Annotated in this window: 11 protein-coding genes and 1 pseudogene; 9 read left to right on the plus strand and 3 right to left on the minus strand. The window is 72.7% G+C overall.

Translation table 11 applies throughout. The annotated features are described in order from the left end of the window. Positions 1-14: 14 nt before the first annotated feature. Complete coding sequence (locus QFZ64_RS22285; protein ID WP_307068405.1) at positions 15-1,025, plus strand: 4-hydroxy-3-methylbut-2-enyl diphosphate reductase; 1,011 nt, start codon at positions 15-17, stop codon at positions 1,023-1,025. Positions 1,026-1,049: 24 nt separating this feature from the next. Continuing rightward, the gene (gene ppgK, locus QFZ64_RS22290) at positions 1,050-1,796 is read left to right on the plus strand and encodes a polyphosphate--glucose phosphotransferase (protein WP_307068408.1); all 747 of its coding nucleotides are present in this window, start codon (positions 1,050-1,052) and stop codon (positions 1,794-1,796) included. Positions 1,797-1,841: 45 nt separating this feature from the next. Here ppgK and QFZ64_RS22295 read toward each other — a convergent pair whose 3' ends face one another. Beyond that, complete coding sequence (locus QFZ64_RS22295) at positions 1,842-2,414, minus strand: DUF6542 domain-containing protein (protein WP_307068410.1); 573 nt, start codon at positions 2,412-2,414, stop codon at positions 1,842-1,844. A 340-nt stretch (positions 2,415-2,754) separates the two neighbouring features. Between QFZ64_RS22295 and ychF the strand changes: the two genes are divergently transcribed. Both ychF and QFZ64_RS22305 read left to right on the plus strand, forming a co-directional pair. Then, a complete protein-coding gene (ychF, locus tag QFZ64_RS22300) occupies positions 2,755-3,843 on the plus strand; it encodes a redox-regulated ATPase YchF (protein WP_307068412.1) in 1,089 nt (362 codons plus the stop codon). Positions 3,844-3,948: 105 nt separating this feature from the next. Further along, a pseudogene (locus QFZ64_RS22305) lies at positions 3,949-4,281 on the plus strand (hypothetical protein); the annotation flags it as partial. Between the two features lie 322 nt (positions 4,282-4,603). Here QFZ64_RS22305 and QFZ64_RS22315 read toward each other — a convergent pair. Next, positions 4,604-5,935, minus strand: coding sequence for a phosphatase PAP2 family protein (locus tag QFZ64_RS22315; RefSeq protein ID WP_307071821.1), 1,332 nt, complete (start codon positions 5,933-5,935; stop codon positions 4,604-4,606). A gap of 284 nt (positions 5,936-6,219) precedes the next feature. After that, on the minus strand, positions 6,220-6,465 hold the full coding sequence (locus QFZ64_RS22320) for a hypothetical protein (protein ID WP_307068413.1): 246 nt from the start codon (positions 6,463-6,465) through the stop codon (positions 6,220-6,222). A 411-nt stretch (positions 6,466-6,876) separates the two neighbouring features. On the opposite strand from QFZ64_RS22320, the gene QFZ64_RS22325 reads away from it, so the two are divergent. From QFZ64_RS22325 to QFZ64_RS22345, 5 genes are all read left to right on the plus strand, one after another. Continuing rightward, complete coding sequence (locus tag QFZ64_RS22325) at positions 6,877-7,629, plus strand: GntR family transcriptional regulator (protein ID WP_307068415.1); 753 nt, start codon at positions 6,877-6,879, stop codon at positions 7,627-7,629. Between the two features lie 559 nt (positions 7,630-8,188). Then, positions 8,189-8,377: an SPOR domain-containing protein gene (locus QFZ64_RS22330; protein WP_307068417.1), complete on the plus strand. Its 189-nt coding sequence runs from the start codon at positions 8,189-8,191 to the stop codon at positions 8,375-8,377. A gap of 69 nt (positions 8,378-8,446) precedes the next feature. After that, the gene (locus QFZ64_RS22335; RefSeq protein ID WP_307068419.1) at positions 8,447-8,872 is read left to right on the plus strand and encodes a (deoxy)nucleoside triphosphate pyrophosphohydrolase; all 426 of its coding nucleotides are present in this window, start codon (positions 8,447-8,449) and stop codon (positions 8,870-8,872) included. 202 nt (positions 8,873-9,074) lie between these two features. After that, complete coding sequence (locus tag QFZ64_RS22340; protein WP_307068421.1) at positions 9,075-9,503, plus strand: ATP-binding protein; 429 nt, start codon at positions 9,075-9,077, stop codon at positions 9,501-9,503. Between the two features lie 369 nt (positions 9,504-9,872). Then, entirely contained in the window at positions 9,873-12,956 is a 3,084-nt protein-coding gene (locus QFZ64_RS22345) for a SpoIIE family protein phosphatase (RefSeq protein WP_373430646.1), read from the plus strand. Positions 12,957-13,118: the final 162 nt, after the last annotated feature.

Below are 13,118 nucleotides of genomic sequence, written 5' to 3' on the forward strand. Positions count from 1 at the left end.
CGTGACGCCCTACGATGGGGAACATGAGCGCTTCGCCTGCCCGCCGCCGTGTCCTGCTCGCCGCCCCCCGTGGCTACTGCGCGGGCGTCGACCGCGCGGTGATCGCCGTGGAGAAGGCCCTGGAGCAGTACGGGGCCCCCGTCTACGTCCGCCACGAGATCGTGCACAACAAGTACGTCGTGCAGACCCTGGAGAAGAAGGGTGCGATCTTCGTCGAGCGGACGGAGGAGGTGCCGCCGGGCAACATCGTGATGTTCTCCGCGCACGGCGTCGCCCCGGTCGTCCACGAGGAGGCCGAGCGCGGTCGCCTCGCCACCATCGACGCGACCTGCCCCCTGGTGACCAAGGTGCACAAGGAGGCCGTCCGGTTCGCCAAGGACGACTACGACATCCTCCTGATCGGGCACGAGGGCCACGAGGAGGTCATCGGCACGTCCGGCGAGGCGCCCGAGCACATCCAGCTCGTCGACGGCCCGGACGACGTCGCGAATGTCGAGGTGCGCGACCCCTCGAAGGTCGTCTGGCTCTCCCAGACCACCCTCTCCGTGGACGAGACCATGGAGACCGTCGACGCCCTCAAGGGCAAGTTCCCCCAGCTCCTCTCACCGCCGAGCGACGACATCTGCTACGCCACGCAGAACCGCCAGCTCGCGGTGAAGCAGATGGGCGCCGAGGCGGACCTGGTCATCGTGGTCGGCTCGCGGAACTCCTCGAACTCCAAGCGGCTGGTCGAGGTCGCCAAGCTCGCCGGCGCGCGCGCCGCGTACCTGGTCGACTTCGCCGACGAGATCGACGAGGCCTGGCTGGACGGCGTCTCGACGGTCGGCGTGACATCGGGGGCGTCGGTGCCGGAGGTGCTCGTCGAGCAGGTGCTCGAACGGCTCACGGGGCACGGCTTCGAGGACGTCGAGATCGTCAAGGCGGCCGAGGAGTCCATCGCCTTCTCGCTGCCCAAGGAGCTGCGCCGGGACCTGCGCGAGGAGGCCGCGGCGCTGGTCGCGGAGCGCGGGGGGACGACGGGCTGACGGGGCGCCACGTACCGTAAGCCCATGCAGATCTTCGGTGTGGACATCGGCGGCTCCGGAATCAAGGGCGCCCCCGTGGACCTGGACAAGGGCGACCTCGCGCAGGAGCGCCACAAGGTACTCACCCCCCACCCGGCCACGCCGGACACGGTGGCGGACGGGGTGAAGCAGGTCGTCGACCATTTCGGCTGGACCGGCCCGGTGGGCGTCACCTTCCCCGGCGTCGTGACCGGCGGCAGCATGGTGCGCACGGCGGCGAACGTGGACAAGGCCTGGGTCGACACCGACGCGCGTGCGCTGCTGAGCGAGCGGCTGGGCGGCCTGCCGGTGACGGTCCTGAACGACGCGGACGCGGCGGGCGTCGCCGAGATGGAGTTCGGCGCGGGGCGCGGGCGGCAGGGGACGGTCGTGCTGCTGACGTTCGGTACGGGGATCGGGAGCGCGGTCTTCACCGACGGTGCGCTGGTGCCGAACACGGAGCTCGGGCACCTGGAACTGAACGGCCACGACGCGGAGACACGGGCCTCCAGCAAGGCGAAGGAGGACGAGGACCTCTCCTGGGAGCGCTGGGCGCGCCGCGTCCAGAAGTACCTGGCGCACGTGGAGATGCTGTTCTCGCCCGGACTGTTCGTCATCGGCGGCGGGGTGAGCCGCAAGGCCCACAAGTTCCTGCCGCACATCGAGGGCATCAGGGCACCGATCGTCCCGGCGGAACTGCAGAACAACGCCGGGATCGTGGGCGCGGCGATGCGCGCGGCACAGCGCGCCTGAGAGCACGGCGCTCCGGGCACGTCCCCGGGGCGGGCCGGCCCCCGGTCAGCGTGCGGTCGGCCGCCCCGGTCTCCGGGGCGCACCGGATCCCCGGGCGCCGCCGGACCCTCCCGCGCCCGCACCCCCGGCAGCGCCCGGCTTCGCCGTCCCGCCGGCCCGGGCTGCCGTGCCCGCCCGCCGGCGGGCGGCGGCCCGTACTCCCACCAGTACCGCGGCCACCGCCGTCCCCCCGTACAGCCAGCCCGCCCGGGTGGCGAGGGCGGTGACGAGGGCCATGAACCTGCCGCCGAGCCCGCCGTCCCCGGGAACGGCCGGGAGCAGGCCGACCGTGAACGCGATCGGCGCCACGACGGGTGCCGTCAGCAGGTCGCCCGGCCGGATCCAGAGCGCCGTGAGCACGCACACCGGCAGGAACAGCACCCCGTACGCGGTCAGGGACCCGTCGAACAGCACCCGGTCCAGGAATCCCAGCACCAGCATCGCCGCCCCCGCGAACAGCCCGCCGCCGAGCCCGGTGAGCCGGGGGTTGGGCAGCCGCCGGACCTGCGGCCGGGCCGGGGCCCCCGCGCCGGGGCCGGGCCGCCGCGCGGCCACCGGCCGTGCGCCCGCCCCACGCATGCCTGGGGCGGACGCGGGGCGCCGTCCGCCCTGCGGGGGCAGCGGCGCACCGCGGCGCGGTCCGTACCGGGCAGGCGGCGTCCTGTGTTGCTCCACCGGACCAACTTAGGTCTGACAATGTGCCGAATCACCCCACAGACACGCCGTCGCCGTGTCCTCGGCGTGGGGAATGCTGTGTTCCGGACGTCGCCGAAGGCGGCCGGCCGCACGCCGTAGACTGGTGGATCGGCCCGCACCGCACCCCCGCCCGGCCCCGCCCGGCGGGCCCGGGCCTGCGGCCGGGAGCGGGCCACCGCCCCATCGCCCCACCACCCCCTCCTCACGTACGGGAAGTCGCAACGTGTCGCTCACGATCGGAATCGTCGGTCTGCCCAATGTCGGCAAGTCGACCCTTTTCAACGCCCTGACCAAGAACGACGTGCTCGCGGCCAACTACCCGTTCGCCACGATCGAGCCCAACGTCGGCGTGGTCGGCGTCCCCGACCCCCGCCTGAAGAAGTTGGCCGAGATCTTCTCGTCCCAGCGCATGCTTCCGGCGACCGTGGACTTCGTCGACATCGCCGGAATCGTGCGCGGCGCGAGCGAGGGCGAGGGACTGGGCAACAAGTTCCTCGCGAACATCCGTGAGTCCGACGCCATCTGCCAGGTCATCCGCGCCTTCAAGGACGAGAACGTCGTGCACGTCGACGGCAAGGTCTCGCCCAAGGACGACATCGAGACGATCAACACCGAGCTGATCCTCGCCGACCTGCAGACCGTCGAGAAGGTCCTGCCGCGCCTGCAGAAGGAGTCGCGGATCAAGAAGGACGTCGGCCCCAAGGTGAAGGCGGTCGAGGAGGCCAAGGAGATCCTGGAGAAGGGCGACACGCTCTTCGCCCACGGCATCGTCCAGGGCACCGAGCGCAACGAACTCCTGCACGACCTGCACCTGCTCACCACCAAGCCGTTCCTCTACGTCTTCAACGTCGACGAGGACGAGCTGACGGACGACGACTTCAAGAACGAGCAGCGTGCCCTGGTCGCCCCCGCCGAGGCGATCTTCCTCAACGCCAAGCTGGAGGCGGACCTCGCAGAGCTGGACGAGGACGAGGCGCTCGAACTCCTCCAGTCCGTCGGCCAGGAGGAGCCCGGCCTCGCCACCCTCGCCCACGTCGGCTTCCGCACCCTCGGCCTGCAGACGTACCTGACGGCGGGCCCCAAGGAGTCCCGCGCCTGGACCATCAAGAAGGGCGCCACCGCCCCCGAGGCCGCCGGTGTCATCCACACCGACTTCCAGAAGGGCTTCATCAAGGCCGAGGTCATCTCCTTCGAGGACCTGGTCGAAACCGGCTCGGTCACCGAGGCCCGCGCGAAGGGCAAGGCCCGCATGGAGGGCAAGGACTACGTCATGCAGGACGGCGACGTGGTGGAGTTCAGGTTCAACGTGTAGCGGCTGACGCATCAACGCATCAACACGTCGATGATCCGGCCCACGCGCGGGTCGAAGAGGGTCCGGCTCCTCGGAGTCGGGCCCTTCGTCCTTTCCCGTGCCGGAATGTGTGCGGGCGGGGCGCCGGCGGAGTGCGAAGGTGCTGCGGGCGTGGCGTTTTCCTACTCGTTCGACACTTGGAGTAGGGCTGAGGCGACGTACGGCATCGGGGAGGGGCCGGCGACGCGGGTGAGCTTGTCGCTGCCCGAGGGGACCGTGGAGGCGATTCGGGCGCGGGTGGGCAAGCGGGAGTTCTCCGCGTTCATCGCCGAGGCGGTCGAGCGTGAGCTGTGTGGGCAGGTCCTGGACGAGTACGTGGCGGACTGCGAGAGCCGCAAGGGGCCGGTCTCCGATCCGGCTCGTCAGCGGGCGCGGCAGGTGGTCGACGACGACTTCGCCGCGACGCCCGGTCCCGCCGTGCTGCCGGGTGTGCACCGGCTGCTGACCACCGGGGGAGTGGACGAGCGCCTGGTGCGGATGCTGGAGCGCAAGACCCTGCTGTTCGACGCCCACGCCCGCCGCAGTGCCATGGCCGAGGCCACGCCGGACGCGGTCGACGTGTCCGACACGGAGCCGACCCGGCGGATCGTCGAGGAGGAGCAGGCCCGCCTGGGCTTCGCCGACGCGAGTCCCGCGACACCGGGGTGAGCGCGGGCGCGGGTGCGAGTGTGGGCGCGGATTCCGGGAGGGGGACCACCACGGGCGCCCCTCCCGGTGCCGCTCACGCGGGCTCGGTCTGGGGTTCGCCGGAACGTGGGCCCGGCAGGCGCGGCTCCGCGTCCCCGGGGGCTTCGCGGGCCGCGATCCGCGTCCGCGCGGTGGGCGGGGTCGCCTTCCACCCCTTGGCCGTCCGCACGTAGTGGTGCACGACCGAGGCCATGGCGAGGAGCAGCAGGGGGCCGCCCAGCCACGGGTGCCCCGCGAGCTGAGTCGGGAGGTAGCGGTACGCCGTCAGGAGCGCCGCGAAGACCACCGCGCCGTGGGTGACGAGCAGGGTGGCGGAGCGGTCCCAGCCGCGGCCGAGCGCGCGCATCCCCGCCTCGATGGTGAGCGCGAAGACGACACCGGCGACGAGGTCCGCGCCGTAGTGGTAGCCGAAGCCCAGGGTCGCCGTGAGGGTGGCGACCAGCCAGAAGGCGCCGACGGACCGCATGAGCCGGGAGCCCTCGCGGGTGTGCACGAAGAGCGTGGTCGCCCACGCGGTGTGCAGGCTGGGCATGCAGTTGCGCGGGGTGATCCCGTCGAACGGGATGGGATGCGGCGTGCCGAGGGGCGGCGCGGTGTGCGGCCACAGGTGGGCCGTCGCCCACGCCCCGCCGTCGGTCCCGTAGGCGAAGACCGGGCCGACGACCGGAAAGAGCATGTACACGGCCGGTCCGAGCAGGCCGATGACCAGGAAGGTGGGCACCAGGTGGTGGCGCGGAAACCGACGCTCGACCGCCACGTTCCGCAACTGGTACAGCGCCATGAGCGCGGCGGCCAGCGGGAGTTGGCCGTAGACGAGGTGCAGCAGCAGCTCGCCCACCGGTCCGCTGGCGTCGACGACGCGGCCGACCACCCAGGAGGGGTTGCCCAGCGCGTGGTCGGCGGTCGCCACGTACGGGTCGAGGACCGTCGGACGGGTCTTGGAGGTGATGAGCAGCCAGGTGTCGCCCGTGAGGTGTCCGTTCACCAGCAGCAGACCGAGTCCGGTCCCCTTCAGCAGCAGCGCGCGCTCCCGGCCGGTGCGGCGGACGAGACCGACGGCCGCGCAGCCCAGCATCACCCACAGCGCTCCGTTGCCGAACTGCAGGTCGCCGCCGGTCATCAACCGCACCAGGAAGAAGACGACGTCGATGCCGACCGCACAGCTCACCGCGATAAGCCGTTGGCGCCAGGTGAGCACCACCATCGTCAGCGCGAGACCGGCGTACAGCAGCGGTCCCGACCGCGGCGCGAAGATCAGCTCGCGGCTCTGGTTCGTGAGCGGCCCCCGGAAGCCGTAGTGGCGCGCGGCGCATTCCAGCGCGACGAGAAAGCCCAGGGTCCCCGCTCCCGCCACGGTCCACAGGATCACTCGTAGCCTGTGCCGGTCGGCCGACGACGGGGCGTCGCTTCTTCGCCGACCTATTCGTATTGATATGCGGTTCACGTGGTTGACCTGTTTGTCCGGGAACGGGGGAAAGTGGGGATTTGGAGCGCCTGTTGGCAGGAGTGCACAGATACCTGTGCATAAGTCGGTCATTTGTGCGCGCTGTGAGTTCGAACATGCTACTTACCCACGAAGAGTGATGTCGTGGGGCGTACGTTCCCCGGGAGACGCCCCCGCCGCGCCGCGGGGGGCGGCGGTCGCGGTGTCTACCTCGCGACCGCCCGTCGCGCCGCCTCCCGGACCCGGGCCGCCGCGTGCTCGGGCAGATGGCGCTCGGGCAGATGGCGCTCGGCGTGCAGCCGGCCGCCGGTGGTCGCGAGCGCCGTGCGGCGGGACCGGTCGGTGAGCAGTTCCGCGCAGGCCCGCGCCGGCTCCTCCGCGCCGTCGGCGAGGGCGAGGTGCCTCCCTGCGACGACGTCGAGGCCCTCCGCGCCGATCGTCGTACTGGCCACCGGCACCCCGTACGCGAAGGCCTCCGGGGTGGGCCGCGCAGCGGCAGCCAGGCGCGCTCACGGTTGAACCGCACCAGGTCGTACTCGGTGCCGGTGGCCATGGTGAACGCGATCGTCACTGCTCGGCCGGGGCGGCAGGTGGCACGGTGGATCCGAGTGGATGTCGAAAATTCGACCATGTGCCCGAGTTGATTCGAGCCGGCCGGACCCCCGGATGAACGGCCTGGTCATGCGGCGCCGTAGTAACAGTTCGAGCGGTGTCGGCGCTGCTTATAACGGGGAGGGAGTACCTGGGTAAAGGCCCCGTAAGGGATAAGTCATCACATCGAGTGATTCTTTGGCCTTTACTTGCGCGGCGCAACTCGCGGTTGCCACTCTGTCGCTGTCTGTACAACCTGAGGGGAGTGGCCAGTGACATTCGGTGAGCAGCCCGCGTATCTGCGCGTTGCGGGTGATCTCCGCAAGAAGATCGTCGACGGCTCGCTGCCACCGCACACCCGCCTCCCCTCCCAGGCCCGCATCCGCGAGGAGTACCGGGTCTCGGACACGGTCGCGCTGGAGGCGCGCAAGGTGCTCATGGCCGAGGGGCTGGTCGAGGGCCGCTCCGGGTCCGGCACCTACGTACGGGAGCGGCCGGTCCCGCGCCGCGTCGCGCGCTCCGGCTACCGCCCGGGGGACGGGGCCACGCCCTTCCGCCAGGAACAGGCCGACGCGGCGGCGCACGGCACCTGGGAGTCGCGCAGCGAGCAGGCGGAGGCGGGCGCGGCGATCGCCGAGCGGCTCGGCCTGCGGACGGGGGACCGGGTGATGCGTACGGCGTACGTGTTCCGGGAGGCGGGCGAGGCGATGATGCTCTCCACGTCCTGGGAGCCGCTCGAACTGACCGGGCGTACGCCGGTGATGCTGCCGGAGGAGGGGCCGCTCGGTGGGATGGGGGTCGTGGAGCGGATGGCCGCGATCGACGTCGTCGTGGACAACGTCACGGAGGAAGTGGGGGCACGCCCGGGGCAGGCCGAGGAACTGCAGGCGCTGGGGGGAGTGCCGGGGCATGTGGTGCTGGTCATCCAGCGCACGTTCTACGCGTCGGGCCGGCCGGTGGAGACGGCCGATTTGATCATCCCCGCGGACCGCTACCGGGCGTCGTACCACCTGCCGGTGCGGTAGCCGGCCCCGGCACGGCACCCGCGAGTCCCTGACGCGCCGCGCCACCATGTGCGCCCGCGGCCGTCGGCCCGCAACCCGCGGCCGTTGGGTCGAAGCCCGCGGCTGTTGGCCCGCAGCCCGCAGCCCGCAGCCCGCAGCCCGCCAACCCGCGGCCGTCGGCCTGCGGCCCGGAGCCTGCGGCCCGCAGTCCGCAGCCGCCCCCCGCGGTGGCGGTGCCGCGCACGGGCACCGGACGGGTGCGCCGTGCGGGCCACGACGGACGGGCCACGACGGACGGGCCACGACGGACGGGCCACGACGTACGGGCGCGCCGGGGCGGCGCGCCCGTACGGGCACAAGAAACCGGACGTTCTCGCACGGAGCGCTCCCGCTCGCTTCGTGCTGCTGGGGGCGCACTCAACGGCGCATTCAGCCTCCCTCGTCCCCTCCGCCATGGCTTCGTCATGGCCAATTGGCACGGGTCCCGGCCTGCCTCGTCGTGAGAAACCGTATTCGCTGAGTAAAGGTTGGGCGTACGCTCGGGCATATGCGGAGTGCGGTTTCGTCGGGAGGGGGCGGGATGAACGAGAGCACGGTGACGCTCCCCTGGCTCGTCGTGCGCCGGGACGACAACGGCAATCGCTACGGCGTCGGCCGCTATGCGACCCGGGCCGAGGCCCAGAAGATCGCCGACAGCCTCGGCAGCCCCGGTCACGAGCAGCTCTACTGGGTCGAATGCCTGGACGAGGACGCCGCCAACACGTCCTGACCGCGTCGACCCCGGGTGGTCCCGGCCGGTCGTGGTGCGCTCACGTGCGCCGACCGTAGGCTCCGGCCCATGACCCCACCCATCCTCGTGGTCGCGGCCGCCCTCGTGGACGACGCCGGTCGCCTCCTCGCCGCCCGCCGCAGCGCACCCCCCGATCTCGCCGGTCGCTGGGAACTCCCCGGCGGCAAGGTCGAACCGGGTGAGTCGCCCGAGCGCGCCCTCGTCCGTGAACTCCGCGAGGAACTCGGCGTCGACGCCGAACCGGTGTCGCGCGTGCCGGGGGAGTGGCCGCTGAAGCCCGGTTACGTCCTGCGCGTGTGGACCGCCCGTCTCGTGTCCGGCACCCCCGAACCGCTGGAGGATCACGACCGGCTGCGCTGGCTCGGTCCCGACGAGATCTGGGACGTCCACTGGCTCGACCAGGACGTCCCGGCCGTGCATGCCGCCCGCCCCGCGCGGGACGACGTCAACAAGGCGCCCGTCCGGGGGGAATGAGCGGACGGGCGGGGGCCCTCGCCCGGCGCACCGGTGGGCGCGCGCGTGGCGTGGCCGGGCGTACGTGTCACCGGAGGCGCGTGGGAATCGGGGGGCGTCAGAGGCCGGCGCCGGGTACGCCGTTCGTGCCACAGTGCGCCCGCGTGCGCGGTACGGCCTCCCTGATATCGGGTATGTGCCCAGTAACCCCACGAAACCGGACATGGGTGGGCTCCTGGCCTGGGAAGTGATCGGCGTGCTCGAGACCGGAGGCGACTGCGCCGAGTGGACGTTCCCCGCGGACCCCGGCTCGGTCCGCGATGCCCGTGCCGTCGTGCGGGGGCAGTTGCGCGCCTGGGGTCTCGACGATCTCGTCGACGTCGCCGCGCTCCTCGTGAGCGAACTGGTCACCAATTCCCTGCGGCACGCCAGCGGACCCATCGGCGTACGGCTCGTACGGTCCTCCGGGACGGCCCCCGGGCTCCTGGTCGAGGTCTCGGACCCGCTGCCCGACCTGCCCCGGGAGCGCACTGCGGGACTCGACGAGGAGAGCGGCCGCGGCCTCCGACTGGTCGCCTCCTCCGCCCGGCGCTGGGGCACCCGCCCGGGGGTCTCGGGCAAGACCGTCTGGTTCGAACTCGCGATTCCCTGAAGGGATATCGGCGTGCGTCCCGGCCGCCGTGCCGACGCACATCCCGGCCGAAGGACCGGCGCGCAGGCCGGCTCGTATCGCGGTGTGCGCCCGGCCGACGCCCCCGGCCGGGACGCGTTCCACCCGGGGGGCGGCTCCGGGGCGCACGGGTCACGGCCGGTTCATGTCCGTCGGCGCACAGGAACTACGGGGTTCGACGGGGCGCCACCTGGTTAGAAGACTGGGAGTATGTCGCGGCCGGTCCAAAAACCATCGGGACCGTGCTGTGATCGTGAACACCGTGTTGTGCGGCGCCGTAGTGCTGGATACTGCGGGCAGCCGCCCCCGGTGACCGGTGCCGGACGCGGTGAGCTGGAGGGGACGGTTCGCGTGAGCGAGATACCAGCGAGGGCCACGGGCCCCGAGGGCCCGTCGGACGACGCGCGGGCGTGGGCGCGGGTCGCGGCCGACGCGTCCCGGCGCGCCGCCGCGGCTCCCGCCGAGGACGCCCGCACGACGCGCGAGGCGACGAGCGGTCACGGGAACTCCGGGGACGCCCGGAGCGAGCGTGACGCCCGGGGCGCCTGGAACGAGCGCGACGACCGTGACGAGCGTCACGCGCGCGACGCCGGTGCGCCGCGCCCCGGCGGTGACTCCGACGCCCCTCGCGACGACCGCCGTGCCGGGGCCTCCCGCGACGACCGCCGTGCCGGGGCCTCCCGCGACGACCACCCCCGCGCCGGGGCCTCCCGCGACGACCACCCCCGCGCCGGGGCCTCCCGGGGCGACCGCCGTACCGGGGTCCCCCGCGACGACCGCCGCACCGACGCCCCCCTGGACCGGCGCGCGCTCGCCGTGGCTCCCACCGATCCCGGGCACTGGCAGAGCAATCCGCCCGGGTCCCTCTACGACTACATCAAGGTCGCGTCCTTCTCCGTCGGCCCCGACGGGCTCGTGGAGCAGTGGAGTCTGCGTGCCGAGCAGATCTTCGGAATCCCCGCCGAGCGGGCCATCGGCATGGACCCCATCGAGGCCTTCGTCGACCCCGATCTGCGCGAGCGCGGCCGTCGCAAGATGGCCGAAATCCTCGACGGGCGGGAGTGGACGGGGCTCATCCCCTTCCGCGCCAGGAGCACCGGGCGCACCGGAAACACCGCAAGCGCAGCAGCCACCGAACGCGCCGAGCACCCCGACGGCACCACCCGCGCCACCGAAGGCACCGGCCGCCAGGGCGGTCCGGAGCGCACCGAAGACGTCGCCGACGGCCTGGCCGAGGTCTATGTGATGCCCACCACGACGGAGAACGGCCGCCGGGCCGCCGTCTGCATCGTCGTGGACGTCCACACCCTGCGCAGCATCGAGACCGACCTCGCCGCCTCGCAGTCGATTTTCGGCCAATCCCCCTTCGGTTTCCTGCTGATCGACCCCGACCTGCGGATCCGCCGCGCCAACAAGCGGTTCGCCTCCACGTTCGGCGGCACCACCGAGGACCACCGCGGCCGTACGGTCCACGACTACCTGCTCGGCCCGGAGGCCGACCGGGTCCGGGCGACGCTGCGCCGCGTGCTGGACACCGGCGAGTCCATCACGGACATGCACATCACCGGCTACGTCCCCGGCTCCGACCAGCGCCGGCACTGGTCCGTCAACCTCTACCGCGTGCACAGCGGCAGCGGCCGTCCCATCGGCGTCGCCTGGCTGGCCCTCGACATCACCGCCCGCCGCGCCGCCGCCCGCGAGGCCGCCGCCGCCCGCCGCAACCTCGCCCTGCTGAACGAGGCGGGCGCCCGCATCGGCAACTCCCTGGACCTGGAGACCACCGCGCGCGAACTGCTCGACGTGGTGGTCCCCGGCTTCTGCGACCTCGCCGTCGTCGACCTCTACCAGGGGCTGCTCGCCGGCGACGAGACCCCGCCCGGCCTCGCCGACGGCAGTGCCGAACTGCGCCGCGTCGCCTCCGCCAGCGCGGTCGCCGGCGCCCCGTTCACCGGCGGTCCGGCCCCCGTCGCCGTCGGCGGCGTCCACCACTACCCGTTCAACTCGCCCTGCGCCGACGCCCTGCGCACCGGCCGCCCCAAGAGCGTGGCCCCGCAGGAGGGCAGCCCGATACAGTCCACGCTCGCCGTGCCGATGGTCGCGCACGACACCGTCGTGGGGCTCGCCCAGTTCTCCCGTACGAAGGGCAGCGAGCCGTTCGGCGAACGCGACAGCGCGCTCGCCGTCGAACTCGCCGCGCGCGCCGCCGTCTGTATCGACAACGCCCGCCTCTACCGCCGCGAGCACGAACGCGCCCTGATCCTCCAGCGCTCGCTGCTGCCCCCGGGCGACCCGGAGGCCTCCGGCCTGGACATCGCCTGCCGCTACCTGCCGGGCAACGCGGCCACCGAGGTGGGCGGCGACTGGTTCGACGTCATCGAACTTCCGGGCCACCGCACCGCGTTGGTCGTCGGTGACGTCATGGGTCGCGGACTGCGCGCCGCCGTCGCGATGGGCGAACTCCGTACCGCGGTCCGCACGCTGGCCCAGCTCGACATCGAACCGGCCGAGGTGCTCAGCCAGCTGGACGAGATCGCCCGCGGCCTCGGCGCGCCCGGCGGTGTCACGCAGGCCACCCGCACCGCCGCCCGCAAGCCGCGCGACGCCGACCTGTCCGAGGTGTACCTGGCGACGTGCGTGTACGCCGTCTACGACTCGGTGACCCGGCGCTGCACCTTCGCCAACGCCGGCCACCTCCCGCCCGTCCTCGTGGAGCCCGGTGAGAGCGCGCTGATGCTCGACGTGCCGCCGGGCATGCCGCTCGGCGTGGGCGGCGAGCCGTTCGAGGAGGTGGAGGTCGAACTGCCCGAGGGCTCCCTCCTCGCCCTCTACACGGACGGCCTCGTCGAATCCCGCGACCATCCCCTGGACGAGGGCCTGCAGGCGTTCGTCGGCGCCCTCACCGACCCCTCGCAGCCGCTGGAGGACGTCTGCGACCACGTCCTCAGCACCCTGGACACCCACCACGGCGAGGACGACATCGCGCTGCTGATGGCGCGTGTGCAAGGTCTGCCGGCGGACTCCGTCGGCGACTGGACGCTGCCGCGCGAACCGCGCAGCGTCGGCCGCGCCCGCGAGTACGCCCGTGCCCAGCTCCAGTCCTGGGGCCTGGAACCGCTGGTGGACACCGCCGAACTGCTCGTCAGCGAGTTGGTCACCAACGCGCTGCGCTACGGCGAGGGCGAGATCCGCCTGCGCCTGCTGCTCGACCGCACGATGGTCTGCGAGGTCTGGGACGCGGGCCTGGTCCAGCCGCGCCGTCGCCGCGCCCGCGACACGGACGAGGGCGGCCGTGGCCTGCAACTGGTCGGCCTGCTCAGCGCGGCCTGGGGCTCCCGCCGCACCCCCCGCGGCAAGACCGTCTGGTTCGAACTCCCGCTCCCCGGCGGTGACGCGACCCTCACCGACCCGGCGGAGGCACTGCTGAGCCTGTTCTAGGTGCCGTCGAGCCTGTTGAACCGGATGTCGGCCCCCGGCGTCCTCGGCTCCGACGCGGCACCGCGTACGTCCGGGCCGTCTACGGCCACCTGCCCTGAACCGCTGTTCCGAGCGGTCCCCCGCTCGCCTGCCCCGACCGGCGGCCGCGCCGAGCCGTCCTGG

Origin of the sequence: Streptomyces sp. B3I8, assembly GCF_030816915.1 — a bacterium.
Taxonomy (GTDB): Bacteria; Actinomycetota; Actinomycetes; order Streptomycetales; family Streptomycetaceae; genus Streptomyces.

Coding starts and splice junctions, on each gene's coding strand:
- QFZ64_RS22285 (WP_307068405.1), top strand. CDS start 15: ATGGGGAACATGAGCGCTTCGCCTGCCCGCCGCCGTGTCCTGCTCGCC.
- ppgK (WP_307068408.1), top strand. CDS start 1,050: ATGCAGATCTTCGGTGTGGACATCGGCGGCTCCGGAATCAAGGGCGCC.
- QFZ64_RS22295 (WP_307068410.1), bottom strand. CDS start 2,414: ATGCGTGGGGCGGGCGCACGGCCGGTGGCCGCGCGGCGGCCCGGCCCC.
- QFZ64_RS22330 (WP_307068417.1), top strand. CDS start 8,189: ATGAACGAGAGCACGGTGACGCTCCCCTGGCTCGTCGTGCGCCGGGAC.
- QFZ64_RS22335 (WP_307068419.1), top strand. CDS start 8,447: ATGACCCCACCCATCCTCGTGGTCGCGGCCGCCCTCGTGGACGACGCC.
- QFZ64_RS22340 (WP_307068421.1), top strand. CDS start 9,075: ATGGGTGGGCTCCTGGCCTGGGAAGTGATCGGCGTGCTCGAGACCGGA.